Source organism: Streptomyces sp. IBSNAI002, from assembly GCF_052244475.1.
Lineage (GTDB): Bacteria > Actinomycetota > Actinomycetes > Streptomycetales > Streptomycetaceae > Streptomyces.
This window is the reverse complement of sequence record NZ_JBQPXG010000006.1, coordinates 294,029-317,104: the sequence shown is the minus strand read 5'-3', so window position 1 is coordinate 317,104 and position 23,076 is coordinate 294,029. Positions and strand designations below refer to the sequence as shown.

General features: G+C 73.4%; 1 protein-coding gene and 1 pseudogene. Both read left to right on the top strand.

Features of this window, described 5'->3' with window-relative positions; genetic code table 11:
* The first annotated feature begins 36 nt into the window (after nucleotides 1-36).
* Nucleotides 37-10,926, top strand: coding sequence for a type I polyketide synthase (locus ACTVZO_RS44460; protein WP_443304446.1), 10,890 nt, complete (start codon nucleotides 37-39; stop codon nucleotides 10,924-10,926).
* A 98-nt stretch (nucleotides 10,927-11,024) separates the two neighbouring features.
* Nucleotides 11,025-22,988, top strand: a pseudogene (locus tag ACTVZO_RS44455) (SDR family NAD(P)-dependent oxidoreductase); the annotation flags it as partial.
* Nucleotides 22,989-23,076: the final 88 nt, after the last annotated feature.

Sequence of the window (23,076 nt, the reverse complement as noted above, 5' to 3'; positions counted from 1 at the left end):
TCAGCTTGCGGTGGCCGCGCAGAGAGGCGCTCGATGGTGTCGAATACAAACCAGGACCGGATGCAGGCTGCACTGCCCGCGATCCGCGCGTTGCAGAAGCGCGCGGCGGACCTCGAGGCGAAGCAGTCCGAGCCGATCGCGGTCGTGTCGATGGCCTGTCGGCTCCCTGGGGGGATCGACACTCCGGAGGGCTTCTGGGAGTTGCTCGCCTCCGGCGGTGACGCCGTCGGCGGTCTGCCCTCGCGCTGGACGGGGCTGGACCTGTACGACCCCGATCCCGAGGCCGTCGGCAAGACGTACTCCCAGGACGGCGGATTCCTCGACGGCGCCGAGCACTTCGACGCCTCCTTCTTCGGCATCTCGCCGCGCGAGGCCGTCTCGATGGACCCGCAGCAGCGCCTGGTCCTGGAGACCTCGTGGGAGGCCCTCGAGCGGGCCGGTATCCGCCCGGACTCGCTGATGGACAGCCGTACCGGCGTCTACCTCGGCACCATGAGCTCCGACTACGGCCACCTGGGCCGCGATCTGGACGCCCTCGACGGCTACGTCAGCACGGGCAAGGCCTCCAGCGTGGTCTCCGGCCGCGTCTCGTACACGCTGGGCCTCCAGGGCCCGGCGGTGACCGTCGACACCGCCTGCTCCTCCTCGCTGGTCGCCCTGCACCTGGCGGTGCAGGCCCTGCGGCAGGGCGAGTGCGAACTCGCCCTCGCGGGCGGCGTCACCATCATGAGCGCCCCCTCCCTCTTCGTGGAGTTCTCCCGGCTGAAGGGCATGGCGGCCGACGGCCGCTGCAAGTCCTTCTCGGCGGGCGCCGACGGCGCGGGCTGGGCCGAAGGCGCGGGCGTGCTCGTGCTGAAGAAGCTCTCGGCCGCGCAGCGCGACGGCGACCCGGTCCTGGCCGTGATCCGCGGCTCGGCCGTCAACCAGGACGGCCGCAGCCAGGGCCTGACCGCCCCCAACGGCCCCTCGCAGCAGCGCGTCATCCAGGACGCGCTGGCCGCCGCCCGGCTGACGCCGTCCGACATCGACGCGGTCGAGGCGCACGGCACGGGCACCTCGCTCGGCGACCCGATCGAGGCGGGCGCGCTCGCCGAGGTCTTCGGCCCGGGACGCGAGGCGGACCGGCCGGTCTGGCTCGGTTCGTCGAAGTCGAACATCGGGCACGCGCAGGCGGCTGCCGGTGTCATCGGCGTGATCAAGATGGTGCTGGCGCTGGAGCACGGCCTGCTCCCGAAAACCCTGCACGCCGAGGAGCCGACCCCGCTGATCGAGTGGGACACCAGCGGCCTGGAACTGCTGAACGAGGCGCGTGCGTGGGAGCGGGGCGCGGAGCGCGTCCGCCGCGCGGGCGTCTCGTCCTTCGGCTTGAGCGGTACGAACGCGCACGTGGTGCTGGAGGAGCCCCCGGCCCTGGCCCAGGCGCCCGCCGAACCGGCTGCCGATGCGCCGGCCGGTCCGGTTCCGGTGGTCGTGTCGGGTCGTGACGAGGCCGCGCTGCGGGAGCAGGCGGGCCGTTGGGCGGACTGGTTGTCCGGGCGTGCGGAGGTCCCGGTCGCCGATGTGGCGGTGACGGCTGCCCGGCACCGTTCGCACTTCGAGTCGCGGGCGAGTGTGGTGGCCGCCGATTCCGCCGGTCTGGTGGAGGCGCTGAGGTCGCTGGCCGAGGGCGCTTCGCACGATGCGGTGGTGACGGGTTCGGCTGCGCGCCGGGGCAAGGTCGTCTTCGTGTACCCGGGCCAGGGCTCGCAGTGGGTCGGCATGGGCCGGGCGCTGCTGGCGGAGAACGAGACCTTCCGGCAGACGGTCGACGCGTGTGATGCCGCGCTGCGGCCGTTCACGGGTTGGTCGGTGCGTGAGGTCCTCTCCGGTGAGGAGGGTGATCACCCGCCGTTCGACCGGGTCGACGTGGTGCAGCCCGCCCTGTTCGCGATGGGTGTCGGTCTCTCGGCCGTGTGGCGTTCGCTGGGTGTGGAGCCTTCCGCCGTGGTGGGTCACTCGCAGGGTGAGGTCGTTGCCGCTGTGGTGAGCGGTGCTCTGAGTTTGGAGCAGGGCTCGCAGATCGTTGCTCAGCGTTCGCGGGCGGTGCTGGCGTGTGCGGGTCAGGGCGGTATGGCGCTGATCGAGCGTCCGGTGGCCGACGTGGAGGGTTTCATCGCTCCTTACGGTGAGGCGCTGTCCGTCGCCGCGGTCAACACCACTGGTTCGACGATCATCTCCGGTGAGGCGGACGCGATCTCCACGATCGTCGCGGAGCTTTCCGAGCAGAACGTCTATGCCCGCAAGATCAACGTGGACTACGCCTCCCACAACGCCCAGATGGATCCCCTCCTGCCCGGTCTCGCCGCCGGTTTCGAGGGTCTGGTTCCGTCCCGGACGGACATCGCGCTGTATTCGACGGTGACCGGGCAGGTCGCCGACGGCACGGAGCTCGACGGTTCGTACTGGTGCCGGAACCTGCGTGAGCCGGTCCGTTTCGACCGCGCCCTGAACCAGCTCCTGGACGACGGCCACGGCGTCTTCGTCGAGATCTCCGCGCACCCCGTCCTGTCGATGCCGCTGACCGACGGCAGCGCGGAACGCGGCGGGATCGTCGTCGGCTCCCTCGCTCGCCAGCACGGCGAGTTCTCCCAGCTCCTGCGCAACCTCGGCCTGCTCCACGTCCAGGGCCACAACCTGAACTGGGACCGCGTCCTCGGCACCGGCACCGGCACCGGAGGCCTCGTACCGCTCCCCACCTACGCCTTCCAGCGCGAGCACTACTGGCTCGAGTCGGACGAGCGTGCGGGCGACGTCCGTTCGCTCGGCCTCACCGCGTCGGCGCACCCGTGGCTCGGCGCGGTCACCGCGCTGGCCGACGGCGAGGGGTACCTGTTCACCGGCCGGCTCTCCTCCGCGCAGTACCCCTGGCTCCAGGAGCACGCGGCCTTCGGTACGGCGCTCGTCCCCGGCACCGGTCTGCTGGAGCTCGTCCTCACCGCCGCCCACCACGTCGGCGCCCCCGGAGTCTCCGAACTCGTGCTCACCGAGCCGCTGTTGCTCGGAACGGACGGTGCGATCCGGCTCCAGGTCGCGGTCGGCGCACCCGACGGCACCGGACGCCGCCCCGTCGCCGTCTACAGCCTCCCGGAGAACGCGGCCGACGACGCTCCCTGGCGCCGTCACGCGGCCGGTTCGCTCTCCCACGCCCCGACCGCCGACGGCGACACGTTCGCCGAGCTGGCCCAGTGGCCGGTCCCCGGCACCCAGCCCGTCGACCTCGACGGCTTCTACGACCGCCTCCGCGCCCGCGGCCTCGACTACGGCCCCGCCTTCCAGGGCCTGACCGAACTCCACCGCGCCGGCGACACCGCGTACGCGCGGGTCCGGCTGCCGGAGGGCCTGAAGGCCGACGAGTTCGGCATCCACCCCGCACTCCTCGACGCGGCCCTGCACGCCTTGGTCGGCGTCCAGGAGGCGCACACCGGCACCGGCACCGGCACGGAAGCCGGGACCGACGGCTCGCAGGTGCTGCTCCCGTTCGAGTGGACGGGCGTCGAGCTGCTCGCCGCCGGAGCCACCGACCTCCGCGTACGCGTCGAACTCGACCCCCGGCAGAACAGCGTGCGCGTCACCGCCACCGACCCGGCCGGCCGGCCCGTCGCCCACGCCGACGGCCTCCAGCTGCGCGCCGCCGGCGCCGATCAGCTCAAGGTCACCGAGACCGTCGACCACCTCTACCAGGTCGCCTTCCAGGCCCCGCCCGTGCTGGAAGAGGCCGCGCACGAGGGCCTGACCTGGGTTCTGGGCGACGACGCGCTCGGCTTCGACGCCGCCTACCCGGACGCGGAGGCGCTGTTCGCCGCCGGCTCCGCACTCGACGCCGACGCCGGCGCGGACGCCCCGGACCGCCTCCTCGTCGACGCCACCAGCCTGGTCGGCGCGACGGCCCTCGGCGAGGCCACCGCCGCGCTGGAGCTGCTGCAGCGCCTGCTCGCCGAGCCCCGCCTCGAACAGACCGAGCTGATCTGGCTGACCCGGGGCGCGGTGCACGCCGACGGCCCCGTACGCGATCTCGTCCGGGCGGGCCTGTGGGGACTCCTGCGCACGGCCCGCAGCGAGCACGCCGACCGTGTGATCCGCCTCGTCGACATCGACGCCGAGCCGACCGCCGTGGCGGCGGACGTGGCACTCGCCCTGTCCGTCACCGGTGAGCCGGAGCTGGCGGTGCGCGGGGGTGAGATCCGGGTGGCGCGTCTGGTGCGTGCGGAGTCCGGTGGGGAGCTGCCGGAGTTCGCGTCGGACGGATCCGTTCTGGTCACGGGTGGTACGGGTGAGCTGGGTCGGGCGGTGTCGCGTCATCTGGTCACCGTGCATGGTGTGCGGCATCTCGTGTTGACGTCGCGGCGTGGTCCGGGGGCTCCGGGGGCTGCTGAGTTGGTGGCCGAGTTGGAGGCTGTCGGTGCCGAGTCCGTGCGGATCGTTGCGGCCGATGTGTCCGACCGTGCGCAGGTCACCGGCTTGCTCGCGGATACGGACCGGCCGTGGACGGGTGTGTTCCACCTGGCGGCCGTGCTCGATGACGGTCTGTTGGTGTCGCAGGACGCGGAGCGTCTGGCGCGTGTGTGGGAGCCGAAGGCGGAGGCCGCGCTGCACTTGCACGAGCTGACGCAGGGTCTGGACCTGGCCGCGTTCGTGCTGTTCTCGTCCGCTGCCGGTGTTCTGGGTGGTGCGGGTCAGAGCAACTACGCGGCGGCGAACACGTTCCTGGACGCTCTCGCGGCCCACCGCCGTGCTGACGGTCTTCCCGCGACGAGTCTGTCGTGGGGTCTGTGGCAGCAGGCCGGTCAGGGACTGACCGCCACCCTCGGCCAAGCCGAACTCGCCCGGCTCCGTCGCCAGGGCGTTGCCGCGCTCAGCGAGCCGCAGGGTCTGGCGGCGATGGACGCGGCCCTGGCTTCCGGGCTGCCGCACCTCGTTCCCGTACGCCTCGAACTCACCTCGCTCCAGCGTGAGCTGGACGCGGAGGGAACCGTCCCGGCGCTGTTCCGGGGCCTGCTGCGCGCCCGCCGCCAGCGGGCCGGGCAGTCCGGCGGCACGCCGACCGGGCTGCGCGAGCAGCTGGCCGCGCAGGCAGCGGCCGAGCGGCTTCCGTCGCTGATCCGGCTGGTGCAGCGTGAGGCGGCTGTCGTGCTGGGTGTGGCGACCGCCGACGGGATCGGTGCGCAGCAGGTGCTCAAGGAGCTCGGTATCGACTCCCTGATGGCCGTGGAGCTGCGCCGCCGCCTGTCCTCCGAGACCGGCGTCACGCTGCCCTCGACCCTCGCCTTCGACTACCCGACCCCGACCGCGATCGCCGGTCTGCTGCTCGACAAGCTGGACCTGACCACCGGCAAGGCCAAGGCGAAGCCGAACGCGCTCCGGCACACCGCGCCCGCCCCGGCCGCCGACGACCCCATCGCCGTCGTCTCGATGGCCTGCCGCCTCCCCGGAGGCATCGACACCCCCGAGGGCTTCTGGGAGCTGCTCGCTTCCGGCGGTGACGCCGTCGGCGGCCTGCCGTCGCGCTGGGACAGCCTGGGCGTCTACGACCCCGACCCCGAGGCCGTCGGCAAGAGCTACTCGCGCGAAGGCGGCTTCATCGAGGACATCGAACGCTTCGACGCCTCCTTCTTCGGCATCTCGCGGCGCGAGGCCGTCTCGATGGACCCGCAGCAGCGCCTGGTCCTGGAGACCTCGTGGGAGGCCCTCGAGCGGGCCGGCATCCGGCCCGACTCGCTCAGCGAGAGCCGCACCGGCGTGTACCTCGGCGCCATGACCTCCGACTACGGGCACATGGGTCACGACCTGGACGCCCTCGACGGCTACACCAGCACGGGATACGCCTCCAGCGTCGTCTCCGGCCGCGTCTCGTACGCGCTGGGCCTCCAGGGCCCGGCCGTGACCGTGGACACCGCCTGCTCCTCCTCGCTGGTCGCCCTGCACCTGGCGGCGGGCGCCCTGCGACAGGGGGAATGCGAGCTGGCCCTCGTCGGCGGCGTCACCGTCATGAACAGCCCCGCGCTGTTCGTGGAGTTCTCCCGCCTCAAGGGCATGGCCCCCGACGGCCGCTGCAAGTCCTTCTCGGCACAGGCCGACGGGGCCGGCTGGGCCGAGGGCGTCGGCATCCTCGTCCTGAAGCGGCTGTCGGCCGCCGAACGTGACGGGGACGACGTCCTGGCCGTGATCCGCGGTTCCGCCGTCAACCAGGACGGCCGCAGCCAGGGCCTGACCGCCCCCAACGGCCCCTCGCAGCAGCGGGTGGTCCAGGAAGCCCTGGAGGCGGCGCGTCTGGCCCCCGCCGACATCGACGCGATCGAGGCGCACGGCACGGGCACCTCGCTCGGCGACCCGATCGAGGCGGGCGCGCTCGCCGAGGTCTTCGGACCCGACCGGGACGGCGACCGGCCCGTCTACCTGGGCTCTTCGAAGTCCAACATCGGGCACGCGCAGGCCGCCGCCGGTGTGGTCGGCGTCATGAAGATGATCCTCGCCCTCCAGCACGAGACCCTGCCCAAGACCCTCTACGTCGACGAGCCCAGCCCGCACATCGCCTGGGACGGCAGCGGCCTCGAGCTGCTGAACGAGGCCCGGCCGTGGGAGCGGGCCGCCCGGCGCACCCGCCGCGCGGGCGTCTCGTCCTTCGGCCTGAGCGGTACGAACGCCCACGTGATCGTGGAGGAGCCGCCCGCGGTGACTCCGGCGCCGGGCACCGAGGCCGCTGCCGACGCTCCGGTTCCGGTGGTCGTGTCGGGTCGTGACGAGGCCGCGCTGCGGGAGCAGGCGGGCCGTTGGGCGGACTGGTTGTCCGGGCGTGCGGAGGTCCCGGTCGCCGATGTGGCGGTGACGGCTGCCCGGCACCGTTCGCACTTCGAGTCGCGGGCGAGTGTGGTCGCCGCCGATTCCGCCGGTCTGGTGGAGGCGCTGAGGTCGCTGGCCGAGGGCGCTTCGCATGACGCGGTGGTGACCGGGACCGCGCGCGAGCGCGGCAAGGTCGTCTTCGTGTACCCGGGTCAGGGAAGCCAGTGGGTGGGGATGGGCCGTGAGCTCCTCGCCACCAATGCGGTGTTCGCCGATGCCGTCGATGCGTGTGATGCCGCGCTGCGGCCGTTCACGGGTTGGTCGGTGCGTGAGGTCCTCTCCGGTGAGGAGGGTGATCACCCGCCGTTCGACCGGGTGGACGTGGTGCAGCCCGCTCTGTTCGCGATGGGTGTCGGTCTGTCCGCTGTCTGGCGTTCCCTCGGGGTCGAGCCGTCGGCCGTGGTGGGTCACTCGCAGGGTGAGGTCGTTGCCGCTGTGGTGAGCGGTGCTCTGAGTTTGGAGCAGGGCTCGCAGATCGTTGCTCAGCGTTCGCGGGCGGTGCTGGCGTGTGCGGGTCAGGGCGGTATGGCGCTGATCGAGCGTCCGGTGGCCGACGTGGAGGGTTTCATCGCTCCTTACGGTGAGGCGTTGTCCGTTGCCGCGGTCAACACCACTGGTTCGACGATCATCTCCGGTGAGGCGGACGCGATCTCCACGATCGTCGCGGAGCTTTCCGAGCAGAACGTCTATGCCCGCAAGATCAACGTGGACTACGCCTCCCACAACGCCCAGATGGATCCCCTCCTGCCCGGTCTCGCCGCCGGTTTCGAGGGTCTGGTTCCGTCCCGGACGGACATCGCGCTGTATTCGACGGTGACCGGGCAGGTCGCCGACGGCACGGAGCTCGACGGTTCGTACTGGTGCCGGAACCTGCGTGAGCCGGTCCGTTTCGACCGCGCCCTGAACCAGCTCCTGGACGACGGCCACGGCGTCTTCGTCGAGATCTCCGCGCACCCCGTCCTGTCGATGCCGCTGACCGACGGCAGCGCGGAACGCGACGGCATCGTCGTCGGCTCCCTCGCTCGCCAGCACGGCGAGTTCTCCCAGCTCCTGCGCAACCTCGGCCTGCTCCACGTCCAGGGCCACAACCTGAACTGGGACCGCGTCCTCGGCACCGGCACCGGCACCGGAGGCCTCGTACCGCTCCCCACCTACGCCTTCCAGCGCGAGCACTACTGGCTCGAGGCCGCCAAGCCCACCGGCAACGTCCGGTCCGTCGGTCTCGACGTCCCCGAACACCCGTGGCTCGGCGCGGTCACCGCGCTCGCCGACGGCGAGGGACACGTGTTCACCGGCCGGATCTCCCTCGCCGAGCACCCCTGGCTGGCGCAGCACGCGGCCTTCGGCACCGTGCTCGTTCCGGGCACCGGTCTGCTGGAGCTGGCCCTCACCGCCGCCCACCACGTCGGCGCGGAGTCGATCGGGGAACTCACCCTGCTGGAGCCGCTGACCCTGGCCGAGGACTCGGTCCTCCGGCTTCAGGTGGTGGTCGGCCCGTCCGACGCCGCCGGCCGCCGGCCCGTCACCGTCTACAGCCGCCCGGACGAGGTCTCCGACTCCGACTGGCGCCGTCACGCCACCGGTGAGCTCGCGGAGTCAACGGAGGCCGCCCCCGTCCCGGCCACCGCCGACGGTGACGCCTTCGCCGAGCTGGCGCAGTGGCCGGTCGCGGGCGCCGAGTCCGTCGATCTCGACGGCTTCTACGAGGGCTTCCGGGCCCGCGGTCTGGACTACGGTCCCGCCTTCCAGGGCCTGACCGAGCTGTGGCGCAAGGGCGATACGGCGTACGGACTGATCCGACTCCCCGAAGGCCTGAAGGCCGACGACTTCGGCGTCCACCCGGCCCTCCTCGACGCCGCCCTGCACACCCTCATGGGCGTACGCGGCCAGGACCCGGACGACCGGCAGGTGCTGCTCCCGTTCGAGTGGACGGGCGTCGAGCTGATCGCGGCCGGAGCCACCGAGCTCCGTGTGCGCATCGACCTCGACGACACCCGCACCAACACCCGCATCTGGGTCGCCGACCCGGCCGGGCAGCCCGTCGTCCGAGCCCGCGGGCTGGCGATCCGCGAGGCGAGCGCCGAGCAGATCCGCGCCGGCGAGCGCGCCGAGCACCTCTACCGCGTCGACTTCGCCGCCCGCGGCGCGCTGGCGCACGAGGAGGCCCCGGCGGGCGGCACATGGATTCTCGGCGAGAACGCCGGGATGTTCGCAACATTGGAGGCCGACTATGTGGCTGATGTGGATGTACTCCTTGCCCAGATCGATGAGCGGACCGAGCTACCCGTTCGACTCGTTCTGGATGCGACGCGAGCGATAGGGCACGGCGCGCAGCAGCAGACCGCGTCCGCCCTCGGGACGCTCCAGCGTCTGCTCGCAGAACCCCGGCTGGCCGGAGCCGAGCTCGTCTGGGTGACGCGCTCGGCCGTGGACACGGGTGACGGTGTAGCCGACCTGGCCCACGCCCCTCTCTGGGGCCTGGTCCGGGCGGCCCGCGCCGAGCACGCCGACCGCGTGATCCGCCTGGTCGACCTCGGCCCCGCCGGCGGAGCCGACGATGCCCTGCTGCCCGAGGCCCTGTCCGTCACCGGTGAGCCGGAGCTGGCGGTGCGCGGGGGTGAGATCCGGGTGGCGCGTCTGGTGCGTGCGGAGTCCGGTGGGGAGCTGCCGGAGTTCGCGTCGGACGGATCCGTTCTGGTCACGGGTGGTACGGGTGAGCTGGGTCGGGCGGTGTCGCGTCATCTGGTCACCGTGCATGGTGTGCGGCATCTCGTGTTGACGTCGCGGCGTGGTCCGGGGGCTCCGGGGGCTGCTGAGTTGGTGGCCGAGTTGGAGGCTGTCGGTGCCGAGTCCGTGCGGATCGTTGCGGCCGATGTGTCCGACCGTGCGCAGGTCACCGGCTTGCTCGCGGATACGGACCGGCCGTGGACGGGTGTGTTCCACCTGGCGGCCGTGCTCGATGACGGTCTGTTGGTGTCGCAGGACGCGGAGCGTCTGGCGCGTGTGTGGGAGCCGAAGGCGGAGGCCGCGCTGCACCTGCACGAGCTGACGCAGGGTCTGGACCTGGCCGCGTTCGTTCTCTTCTCCTCCGCCGCCGGTGTTCTGGGTGGTGCGGGTCAGAGCAACTACGCGGCGGCGAACACGTTCCTGGACGCTCTCGCGGCCCACCGCCGTGCTGACGGTCTTCCCGCGACGAGTCTGTCGTGGGGTCTGTGGCAGCAGGCCGGTCAGGGACTGACCGCCACCCTCGGCCAAGCCGAACTCGCCCGCATGCGCAGGCGCGGCATCGCCGCACTGAGCGAACCGCAGGCCCTGGCGGCCATGGACGCGGCGCTGGCTTCGGCCCAGCCGCATCTGGTCCCCGTACGCCTCGAACTCACGCCGCTGCAACGCGAACTGGACAACGGCGGCGATGCCCCTGCCCTGCTCCGCGCCCTCCTGCGCGCCCCGCGCAAGCGCGCGGGCGGCGAGACGGCCACCGGTGGGAACGGGCTGCGCGAACAGCTGACGGCCCTGCCGGACGCCGAGCGCCTGCCGCGGCTCACCCAGCTGGTGCAGCGCGAAGCCGCCGCGGTCCTCGGCGCCTCCGGCGGCGCGGGCATCGGCGCGCAGCAGGTCCTCAAGGAGCTCGGCATGGACTCCCTGATGGCCGTCGAGCTGCGCCGTCGCCTCTCCGCCGAGACCGGCACCCCGCTGCCGTCCACCCTCGCCTTCGACTACCCGACGCCCACCGCCATCGCCGGTCTGCTCCTCGACAAGCTGGCCGTGGGAACCGGGGGAGCGGCCCGGGCCGGACAGCGCGTGACGAAGAACCAGATAGACAACCTCGTGGAACTCCTGCGTTCCGCGACACCGAAACAACTCGAGGAGCCGGGCCTGGCCGCCGGCCTGCTGGCCCTGCGGGACGGCCTGGCCAAGGCCTCCGCCGCGTCCTCCGCGTCCGGCCCGGCCGCAGCGGCAGAAGCCGCCGAGGCCGAAGCCGAACTCGGTGGCGACAGCACCGATGACCTCCTTCAGTTCCTGGATCGCAAGCTTGGAGTGAGTGAATGAGCGCGTCCGAAGTCGAGAAGCTGGAAAAGCTCGAGGCGTACCTGCGGCGCACGGCGAACGCGCTCGTCGAGACCGAGAAGGAACTCAACGCCGAGCGGGCCTCGCGTACGGAGCCGATCGCGGTCGTGTCGATGGCCTGCCGTCTCCCCGGAGGCATCGACACCCCCGAGGGTTTCTGGGAGCTGCTCGCTTCCGGCGGTGACGCCGTCGGCGGCCTGCCGTCGCGCTGGGACAGCCTGGGCGTCTACGACCCCGACCCCGAGGCCGTCGGCAAGAGCTACGCCCGCGAGGGCGGCTTCATCGACGGAGCCGAGGGCTTCGACGCACCGTTCTTCGGCATCTCGCCGCGCGAGGCGCTCTCGATGGACCCGCAGCAGCGCCTGGTCCTGGAAACCTCGTGGGAGGCCCTCGAGCGGGCCGGAGTCCGCCCCGACACGCTCAGCGAGAGTCGTACGGGCGTCTACCTCGGCACGATGAGCTCCGACTACGGGAACCAGCAGGGCCACGACCTCAACGCCCTCGACGGGTACAGCACCGGCAACGCGAGCAGCGTCGTCTCCGGCCGCGTCTCGTACACGCTGGGCCTCCAGGGCCCGGCCGTGACCGTCGACACCGCCTGCTCCTCCTCCCTCGTCTCCATCCACCTGGCCGTCCAGGCCCTGCGCCAGGGCGAGTGCGAGCTCGCGCTGGCCGGCGGCGTGACCGTGATGAGCACCCCGGCCCTGTTCGTTGAGTTCTCCCGGCTGAAGGGCATGGCGGCCGACGGCCGCTGCAAGTCCTTCTCGGCGGGCGCCGACGGCGCGGGCTGGGCCGAAGGCGCGGGCGTGCTCGTGCTGAAGAAGCTCTCGGCCGCGCAGCGCGACGGCGACCCGGTCCTGGCCGTGATCCGCGGCTCGGCCGTCAACCAGGACGGCCGCAGCCAGGGCCTCACCGCCCCCAACGGCCCCTCGCAGCAGCGCGTCATCCACGACGCTCTCGAAGCGGCCCGGTTGACCCCCGCCGACATCGACGCGATCGAGGCGCACGGCACGGGCACCCCGCTGGGCGACCCGATCGAGGCGGGCGCGCTCGCCGAGGTCTTCGGACCCGACCGGGCCGCGAACCGGCCCGTCTACCTGGGCTCTTCGAAGTCCAACATCGGGCACGCGCAGGCGGCTGCCGGTGTCATCGGCGTGATCAAGATGGTGCTGGCGCTGGAGCACGGCCTGCTCCCGAAAACCCTGCACGCCGAGGAGCCGAGCCCGCACATCGAGTGGAAGAGCAGCGGGATCGAGCTGCTGAACGAGGCGCGTGCGTGGGAGCGGGGCGCGGAGCGCGTCCGCCGCGCGGGCGTCTCGTCCTTCGGCTTGAGCGGTACGAACGCACACGTGGTGCTGGAGGAGCCCCCGGCCCTGGCCCAGGCGCCCGCCGAACCGGCTGCCGATGCGCCGGCCGGTCCGGTTCCGGTGGTCGTGTCGGGTCGTGACGAGGCCGCGCTGCGGGAGCAGGCGGGCCGTTGGGCGGACTGGTTGTCCGGGCGTGCGGAGGTCCCGGTCGCCGATGTGGCGGTGACGGCTGCCCGGCACCGTTCGCACTTCGAGTCGCGGGCGAGTGTGGTCGCCGCCGATTCCGCCGGTCTGGTGGAGGCGCTGAGGTCGCTGGCCGAGGGCGCTTCGCATGACGCGGTGGTGACCGGGACCGCGCGCGAGCGCGGCAAGGTCGTCTTCGTGTACCCGGGTCAGGGAAGCCAGTGGGTGGGGATGGGCCGTGAGCTCCTCGCCACCAATGCGGTGTTCGCCGATGCCGTCGATGCGTGTGATGCCGCGCTGCGGCCGTTCACGGGTTGGTCGGTGCGTGAGGTCCTCTCCGGTGAGGAGGGTGATCACCCGCCGTTCGACCGGGTGGACGTGGTGCAGCCCGCTCTGTTCGCGATGGGTGTCGGTCTGTCCGCTGTCTGGCGTTCCCTCGGGGTCGAGCCGTCGGCCGTGGTGGGTCACTCGCAGGGTGAGGTCGTTGCCGCTGTGGTGAGCGGTGCTCTGAGTTTGGAGCAGGGCTCGCAGATCGTTGCTCAGCGTTCGCGGGCGGTGCTGGCGTGTGCGGGTCAGGGCGGTATGGCGCTGATCGAGCGTCCGGTGGCCGAGGTCGAGGAGTTCGTGGCCCCGTACGGTGAGGCGCTGTCCGTCGCCGCGGTGAACACGGCCGGCTCGACGGTGATCTCGGGTCAGGCCGACGCGATCGTGAAGATCGTCGCGGAGCTGTCGGACCAGGGTGTCTACGCCCGCAAGATCAACGTGGACTACGCCTCCCACAACGCCCAGATGGACCCGCTCCTCCCGGCCCTGGCCGAGGGCTTCACCGGAATCGCCCCGCAGCCCACGGACATCGCCTTCTACTCCACCGTCACCGGCCGGGTAGCGGACGGCAAGGACCTGAACGGTTCGTACTGGTGCCGGAACCTGCGTGAGCCGGTCCGTTTCGACCGCGCCCTGAACCAGCTCCTGGACGACGGCCACGGCGTCTTCGTCGAGATCTCCGCGCACCCCGTCCTGTCGATGCCGCTGACCGACGGCAGCGCGGAACGCGACGGCATCGTCGTCGGCTCCCTCGCCCGCCAGCATGGCGAGTTCTCCCAGCTCCTGCGCAACCTCGGCCTGCTCCACGTCCAGGGCCACGACCTCGGCTGGGACTTCGTCCCGGACTCCGGGAACCTCGTCCAGCTCCCCTCCTACGCCTTCCAGCGTGCGCACTACTGGATCGACGCCCCGAAGAACTCGGGCGACGTGCGCAAGGTCGGTCTCGATGTCTCCGAGCACCCGTGGCTCGGCGCGGTCATCTCCCTCGCCGACGGCGAAGGGTACCTCTTCACCGGCCGGGTCTCCCTCGCCGAGCACCCCTGGCTGGCCGGCCACGCGGCCTTCGGCTCGGTCCTCGTCCCCGGCACCGGCCTGCTGGAGCTGGCCCTCACCGCCGCCCACCACGTCGGCGCCCCCGGCGTGGCCGAACTCGTACTCACCGAGCCGCTGTTGCTCGGCTCGGAAGGCTCCGTCCGCCTTCAGGTCGCCGTCGGCGCACCCGAAAACACCGGCCGACGCCCCGTCACCGTCTACAGCCGCCCCGAGGGCAGCGATGAGGAATGGCGCCGTCACGCGACCGGTGAGCTCGCGGAGTCAACGGAGGCCGCCCCCGTCCCGGCCACCGCCGACGGTGACGCCTTCGCCGAGCTGGCGCAGTGGCCGGTCGCGGGCGCCGAGTCCGTGGATCTCGACGGCTTCTACGAGGGCTTCCGGGCCCGCGGTCTGGACTACGGTCCCGCCTTCCAGGGCCTGACCGAGCTGTGGCGCAAGGGCGATACGGCGTACGGACTGATCCGACTCCCCGAAGGCCTGAAGGCCGACGACTTCGGCGTCCACCCGGCCCTCCTCGACGCCGCGCTCCACACCCTCATGGGCGTACGCGACGAAGAAGCCCGCCAGCGCGTGTTCATGCCGTTCGAGTGGACCGGCGTGGAGCTCCTCGCCGCCGGTGCCACCGAGCTGCGCGTACGCGTCGAGGTCACGTCCGGCGCCGACGAGCACCTCACCCTCACCGTCGCCGACGGCACCGGCCACCCCGTCGTCCGGACCCGCGGACTCGCGATCCGCGAGGCGAGCGCCGAGCAGATCCGCGCCGGCGAGCGCGCCGAGCACCTGTACCACGTCGAGTTCCGCCCCACCCCGACCCCGGGCGACGCGGAGCCGGCAGGAGAGACCTGGGCGCTCGAAGGCGACGCCGGGATCGCGGCCACCCTCGGCGCGCGGGTGTTCGCGGACGCCGAAGCGCTCCTCGCGCACATTGCCGAAGGAGCCGACGCCCCGGCCCGCGTCCTCGTCGACGCCACCGGGAAAGCCCCCGCCGCCGACGCCCGCGAGCTGACCGCCGCCGGGCTCGGCATCCTGCAACTCCTGCTGGCCGAACCGCGCCTGGACCAGACCGAGCTGGTCTGGGTAACCCGCTCTGCCGTTAACGGCGTTAACGCCGTTAACACCACCGAAGCGGGCGACGGCGTGACCGGCCTGGCCCACGCCGCCCTGTGGGGTCTGCTCCGGGCGGCCCGCGCCGAGCACGCCGACCGGATCATCCGACTCATCGACCTCGGCCCCGACGGTGCCCGCGACGACCTTGCACTCGCCCCGGCCCTCACCCTCACCGACGAGCCCGAAATCGCGCTCCGCGACGGGGAGATCCGTACCGCCCGCCTCGTCCGCACGGCCAAGCCCTCCGAGGCCCCGCGCCTGGACCCCGACGGATCCGTTCTGGTCACGGGTGGTACGGGTGAGCTGGGTCGGGCGGTGTCGCGTCATCTGGTCACCGTGCATGGTGTGCGGCATCTCGTGTTGACGTCGCGGCGTGGTCCGGGGGCTCCGGGGGCTGCTGAGTTGGTGGCCGAGTTGGAGGCTGTCGGTGCCGAGTCCGTGCGGATCGTTGCGGCCGATGTGTCCGACCGTGCGCAGGTCACCGGCTTGCTCGCGGATACGGACCGGCCGTGGACGGGTGTGTTCCACCTGGCGGCCGTGCTCGATGACGGTCTGTTGGTGTCGCAGGACGCGGAGCGTCTGGCGCGTGTGTGGGAGCCGAAGGCGGAGGCCGCGCTGCACCTGCACGAGCTGACGCAGGGTCTGGACCTGGCCGCGTTCGTTCTCTTCTCCTCCGCCGCCGGTGTTCTGGGTGGTGCGGGTCAGAGCAACTACGCGGCGGCGAACACGTTCCTGGACGCTCTCGCGGCCCACCGCCGTGCTGACGGTCTTCCCGCGACGAGTCTGTCGTGGGGTCTGTGGCAGCAGGCCGGTCAGGGACTGACCGCCACCCTCGGCCAAGCCGAACTCGCCCGGATGCGCCGCATGGGCATCGGTGCGCTCACCGAGCGGCAGGGCCTCGCGGCCCTCGACAACGCCCTCGGCTCCGCGCACCCGCACCTGGTCCCGGTCAAGCTCGACCTGGTCACCCTGCAACGGCGCCCCGACGAACTGCCCGCCCTGCTGCGGGCCCTCGTCCGGGCCCCGAAGAAGCGCGTCGGCAGTGCGGGCACCGCTCCCGCCGGCCTGCGCGAGCAGCTGGCCGCCCAGCCGGCGGCCGAGCGGCTGCCGTTCCTGGTCCGGCTGGTGCAGCGTGAGGCGGCCGTGGTCCTCGGCATCGCCGCGGCCGACGGGATCGGTGCGCAGCAGGTGCTCAAGGAGCTCGGTATCGACTCCCTGATGGCCGTGGAGCTGCGCCGCCGCCTGTCCTCCGAGACCGGCGTCACGCTGCCCTCGACCCTCGCCTTCGACTACCCGACCCCGACCGCGATCGCCGGTCTGCTGCTCGACAAGCTGGACCTGACCACCGGCAAGGCCAAGGCGAAGCCGAACGCGCTCCGGCACACCGCGCCCGCCCCGGCCGCCGACGACCCCATCGCCGTCGTCTCGATGGCCTGCCGCCTCCCCGGAGGCATCGACACCCCCGAGGCGTACTGGAACCTCCTCGCCTCGGGCAGCGACGCGATCGGCGAACTGCCGTCGCGCTGGGAGAACCTCGGCGTCTACGACCCCGACCCGGAAGCGGTCGGCAAGAGCTACGCCCACGAGGGCGGCTTCATCGAGGCCGCCGCCGACTTCGACGCCGCCTTCTTCGGCATCTCGCAGCGCGAGGCCCTGTCCATGGACCCGCAGCAGCGTCTCGTCCTGGAGACCGCCTGGGAGGCCCTCGAACGCGCCGGGATCCGTCCCGGCTCGCTCAGCGAGAGCCGTACGGGTGTCTACCTCGGCGCCATGAGCTCCGACTACGGCGAGCAGGGCCGCGAACTCGACGCCTTCGACGGCTACGTGAGCACCGGCAACGCGTCCAGCGTCGTCTCCGGCCGCGTCTCGTACGCCCTGGGCCTCCAGGGCCCGGCCGTGACCGTCGACACCGCCTGCTCCTCCTCCCTCGTCTCCATCCACCTCGCCGCGAGCGCCCTGCGCCAGGGCGAGTGCGAGCTGGCCCTCGTCGGCGGCGTCACCGTCATGAGCACGCCCCGGCTGTTCGTGGAGTTCTCCCGCCTCAAGGGCATGGCCCCCGACGGCCGCTGCAAGTCCTTCTCCGCCCTGGCGGACGGCGCGGGCTGGTCCGACGGCGTCGGCATCCTCGTCCTGAAGCGGCTGTCGGCCGCCGAACGCGACGGGGACAACGTCCTGGCCGTGATCCGCGGTTCCGCCGTCAACCAGGACGGCCGCAGCCAGGGCCTGACCGCCCCCAACGGGCCGGCACAGCAGCGCGTCATCCTCGACGCCCTGCAAGCGGCCCGGCTGGCCCCCGCCGACATCGACGCCGTCGAGGCGCACGGCACGGGCACCCCGCTGGGCGACCCGATCGAGGCGGGCGCGCTCGCCGAGGTCTTCGGACCCGACCGGGACGGCGACCGGCCCGTCTACCTGGGCTCTTCGAAGTCCAACATCGGGCACGCGCAGGCCGCCGCCGGTGTCGCGGGCGTCATGAAGATGATCCTCGCCCTCCAGCACGAGACCCTGCCCAAGACCCTCTACGTCGACGAGCCCAGCCCGCACATCGCCTGGGACGGCAGCGGCCTCGAACTGCTGAACGAGGCCCGCCCCTGGTCCCGGCAGACCGCGCGCACCCGCCGCGCCGGCGTCTCCTCCTTCGGCCTGAGCGGTACGAACGCCCACGTCGTCCTCGAAGAGCCCCCGGCCGCCGCCCCGGCCCCGTCCGCCCCGGCGGCCGGTCCGGCCGAAGCGACCGGAGCGACCGGAGCGACCGGAGCGACCGAAGCGACCGAAGCGACGGAACGGCCCATAGCGACCCAAGCGACCCAAGCGACCCAAGCGACCGAACCGGCCCAGGCGGCCGAAGCAGCCCCCCGGGCCCCCTTCCCCCTGGTCGTCTCCGGCCGCGACGAGCCGGCCCTGCGCACGCAGGCCGCCCGCTGGGCGGACTGGCTCCAGGGCCGGCCCGAGGTCCCGGTCGCCGACCTCGCCGTCACGGCCGCCCGCCACCGCACGCACTTCGAGCACCGCGCCGCCCTCACCGTGGCCACCACCGCCGAAGCGGTCACCGCGCTGCGCGCCCTCGCAGACGGCCGCACCCCGGCGGGCGCCGCCGAAGGCACCGCGGCCGAAGGCCCCCTCGCCGTGCTCTTCACCGGCCAGGGCAGCCAGCGACCCGGCATGGGCCGCGCCCTGCACGCCGCCCTCCCGGTCTTCCGGCAGGCCTTCGACGCGGTCTGCGCCGCGCTCGACCCGCACCTGAACCGGCCGCTGGCCGAGCTCGTCCTCGGCGGATCCGCGCTCGTCCACGAGACCGAGTACGCCCAGCCCGCGCTGTTCGCCGTCGAGACCGCGCTGTTCCGCCAGTGGGAGGCCTGGGGCGTGCACCCCGCCGCGGTCGCCGGCCACTCCATCGGCGAACTCGCCGCCGCCCACGTCGCCGGGGTCCTCACCCTGGACGACGCGGCCCGCCTGGTCGCCGCCCGCGGCCGCCTGATGCAGGCCTGCGAGAGCGGCGGGGCCATGGCCTCCGTGGAAGCCTCGGAGGCCGAGGTCATCGAGGCCCTCGACACCCTGGAGGTGCGTGCGGGCGCCGCCCAGCGCATCTCGATCGCCGGGATCAACGGGCCCGCGCAGACCGTCGTCAGCGGTGACGAGGCCGCCGTGGCCGCCGTCACCGGCTGGTTCACCGAACTCGGCCGCCGCACCCGCCGCCTGACGGTCTCGCACGCCTTCCACTCCCCGCACATGGACGCCATGCTCGACGCCTACCGGCAGGTGGCCGAGGAGATCACCTTCGCGGCCCCGCGGGTCCCGGTCGTCTCCACGGTCACCGGCACCCGGATGGGCCCGGACCTGGCACCGGGCGAAGGCCTGCGCGCCGCCGAGTACTGGGTACGGCAGGTACGCGACGCCGTGCGCTTCCTGGACGCCGTACGGACCCTCGAGGCCGACGGCATCGGCCGGCACCTCGAATGCGGCCCCGCCGCCGTCCTGGCCGCCATGGGCGCCAACTGCGTCACCGGCCCCGCCGTGTTCGTCGCCTCGCAGCGCGCGCCCAAGGACCCCGACCAGGCCCCGGACGAGGTCCGTTCCCTCGTCGAGGCCCTCGGCGCGCTCCACGTCAGCGGCCAGGAGCCGGACTGGGAGCAGGTGTTCGCCGACGAGCCCGCCGCTGCCCGGGCCCGTGCGGCCGAACTCGCCGCCGAGCTGCCCACGTACGCCTTCCAGCGGGAGCACTTCTGGCTGGAGCCGGCCCGCGGCGGTGCCCGCGGCGCCCGGGACACCGGTCTCGTACCGGCCGGGCACCCCTGGCTCGCCGCCGTCCTGACGCTCGCCGACGGCGAGGGCCAGCTGCTCTCCGGCCGGCTCTCGCTCGCCGACCACCCGTGGCTCGCCGACCACGCCGTCTTCGGCAGCGTCCTCGTGCCCGGCACCGGCCTGCTCGACCTCGCGCTGGCCGCCGCCCGGGCCGTCGGCTCCGAGCGGGTCGCCGAACTCACCCTCGCCCAGCCGCTCGTCCTCGCCTCCGGCGAACCCCTGCGGCTCCAGGTCAAGGTCGGAGCCCCCGACGCGGAAGGCCGGCGGAAGATCGCCGTCCACAGCCAGCCCGAGGCATCCGCCGACCCGGCCGCCTGGACCCTGCACGCCTCCGGCGAACTCGCCGACGACGCCGCCGCCGAAACCCCCGAGGGGCTCGCCGAACTGGCCCGGTGGCCGGTCCCCGGTGCCGAGCCCATCGGACTCGACGGCTTCTACGAGCGGCTCGGCGGCGAAGGCCTCGCCTACGGCCCGGCCTTCCGCGGCCTGACCGCCCTCGCCCGCCAGGGCGACGTCGCCTACGGCCACGTCGCCCTGCCCGAGCCGCTGCGCCAGGGCACCGAGGGCCACGGAGTACACCCCGCGCTCCTGGACGCGGCCCTGCACGTGCTGGCCGGCGTCACCCCGGGATCCGAGCAGCCCGAGGGCACCGTGCTGCTGCCCTTCGCCTGGACCGACGTCACCCTGTACGCGACGGACAGCACCGAACTGCGCGTCCGCATCGCCCTGGACCCGCAGGAGCCCGCGGACGGCGCGCCGTCCCCGGCCGGCGGCCTCGGCGCACGCGTCCTGGTCACCGACGCCACCGGCGAGCCCGTCCTGTCGGGCGCGCTCCAGATCCGGCAGGCCTCCGCCGAGCAGCTGCGGGTCACCCGCTCCGAGGGCGACCACCTCTACCGCGTCGACTTCCAGCCGGTGGCCGAGCCCGCCCAGGCCGCCCCGCAGCCCGCGACCACCCTGGTGATCGGCGGCAGCGGAGCCCTCGCCGAGGCCCTCGGCGCCACCTGGTCGGCGGGCCCCGAGCCGCTGCTCGCCGACGGGCCCGCCCCCGAGCGGATCGTCATCGACGCCACCACCGCCGGTCCGGCCGACGCGGCCGAGCCGGACACGCTGGCCGCGCTGGACCTCGTACAGCACCTGCTGACCGGGAAGACCGCGGAATCCGAGCTGGTCTGGATCACCCGCGACGCCGTCGCGGCCCGCCCCGAGGACACCGTGTCCGACCTCGCCCACGCCCCGCTGTGGGGCCTGGTACGGGCCATCCGCGGAGAGGTCCCCGACCGCACCCTGCGCCTGGTCGACCTCGACACCGCCACCCCCGACCGGGCGGTCCTCGACGCCGCCCTCGCGACCGCCGACGAGCCCGAACTGGCGCTGCGCGGCGGCGCCCTGTTCGCCCCCCGCCTCGTGCGCACCACCCGCGCCGCGGCGGCCCACGGCGGCGAGGCCCTCACCCCGCCCGCCGGCGACGGGCCCTGGCACCTGGACATCCGCGAGAAGGGCAGCATCGACAGCCTCGAACTCGTCCCCGTCGCGGCCGGCGGACCGCTCGGCCCCGACGAGGTGCGCGTCGCCGTCCGCGCCGCGGGCATGAACTTCCGCGACGTCCTCAACGCGCTCGGCATGGTCGCCACGCCCAAGCTGGGCCTGGAGTTCGCCGGCACCGTCCTGGAGACCGGATCCGCCGTCACCCACCTGCGCCCGGGCGACCGGGCCATGGGCCTCGCGCTCGGCGCCTTCGGCACCGAGGTCCGCGGCGACGGCCACCTGATGGCCAGACTGCCCGACACCCTCACCTTCGAGGAGGGCGCGACGATCCCGCTCGCCTTCCTCACCGCCTACTACGCCCTCACCGACCTCGGAGCGCTGCGCCCCGGCGAGAAGCTCCTCGTCCACGCGGCCGCCGGCGGCGTCGGCATGGCCGCCGTCCAGCTCGCCCACCACCTGGGCGCCGAGGTCTACGGAACGGCCAGCCACCCCAAGTGGGACGCGCTGCGCACCCTCGGCCTGCCCGACGAGCGCATCGCCTCCTCCCGCGACACCGCCTTCGAGGAGCGGTGGCTGACCGCCACCGGCGGCGCCGGCTTCGACGCCGTGCTGAACTCCCTCGCCGGGGAGTTCACCGACGCCTCGCTGCGCCTGCTGCCGCACGGCGGACGCTTCCTGGAGATGGGCAAGACCGACATCCGCGACGCCGGAGCCGTCGCCGCCGCCCACCCGGGCGTCGCCTACAGCGCCTTCGACCTCATGTCGCTGGAGCCCCGGCACCTGCACCGGATGCTCACCGACCTGTCCGGCCTGCTCACCGACCGGGTCATCGCCCCGCTGCCGTACCTCGCGTACGACGTACGGGAGGCCCCCGCGGCCTTCCGCCACATGGCGCAGGGCCGCCACACCGGCAAGCTGGTCCTGACCACCGGCCGGACGCTCGACCCGGAAGGCGTGGTCCTGCTCACCGGCGGCACCGGCGAACTCGGCCGCGACCTGGCCGCGCACCTGGTGGCCGAACACGGCGTCCGCCACCTCGTCCTGACCTCCCGCCAGGGCATGGCGGCTCCGGGCGCGCCGGAACTGGTGGCCGGCCTGGAGGCCGCCGGCGCGGCCGGCGTGCGCATCCTGGCCTGCGACGTCTCGGACCGCGACGCGGTGGCCCGCCTGCTCGCCGAGGCGGGGGAGGAGCGCCCGCTGACCGGTGTGGTGCACCTCGCGGCCGTCATCGACGACGGCGTCGTGCACAACCAGACGCCCGAGCGGTTTGCCCGCGTCCTCGCCCCCAAGCTGGCCGGCGCCCGGCACCTGCACGAGCTCACCCGCGACCTGGACCTGGCCGCCTTCGTCCTGTTCTCCTCGGTCGCCGGCACCCTCGGTTCGCCGGGCCAGTCCAACTACGGCGCCGCGAACGCCTTCCTGGACGCGCTCGCCGCCCACCGGCACAAGCTCGGCCTGCCCGCCACCAGCCTCGCCTGGGGTCTGTGGGCGCAGGGCGGCGCCGGAATGACCGCGCAGCTCGGCGAGGCGGAACTCGCCCGGATGCGCCGCCAGGGCGCCCAGGCACTGACCGCCGCCGAGGGCCTCGCCCTCTTCGACGCCGCCCTGGCCCGCCCCGAACCGCACCTGGTGCCGCTCAAGCTCGACACCGCCCGCCTCGCGTCCGGCGACTCCGGTGCGCGGCCGCCGGCCCTGCTGCGGGCCCTGGTCCGTACGCAGCCCCGCAAGGCCAAGGAGGCCGCCGAGCGCGGTTCGGCCTTCCGGGACCGGCTGGCGGGCCTGCCCGGCGAGGAACGCGAGACGGAGCTGCGCAAGTTCGTCCAGCAGGAGGTGACCGCGGTCCTCGGCCTGTCCGGCAGCGTCCCGCTCGACAAGCCGATGCGGGAGTTCGGCTGGGACTCCCTGATGGCCGTCGAGCTCAAGAACCGGCTCGACCGGCACACGCAGGTGGCCGTGCCCAACACGCTCGCCTTCGACTACCCCACGCCGCGCGCCATCGCCGGATACCTGCTCGGCAAGCTGTCCTTCGACGGCGCGGCGGCTCAGACCGCGGCCGTCGCCGACACCCCGCCGCAGGACCCGGCCCAGGCCGCCCAGTGGGCGGTGGCCCGGATCGGCGTCGAACGGCTGCGCCAGAGCGGCCTGCTGGACCGGCTGCTGGAGCTTGCCGCACCCGCCACCGCCACGGCCGAGGCCCCCGCCGACGCCCTGCAGACCGCCCAGGAACTGACCGACGACGAGATGGACGCGGCCCTGGACGCCGTACTCGGCGGCATCTGACCCCCGGGGGCCGGCCTCCCCCCGGGCCGGCCCCCGGGTCCCCCCACCCCCCGCCCGCCGGGAAGGGCAGGCCGCTCCCTGGCTCCGC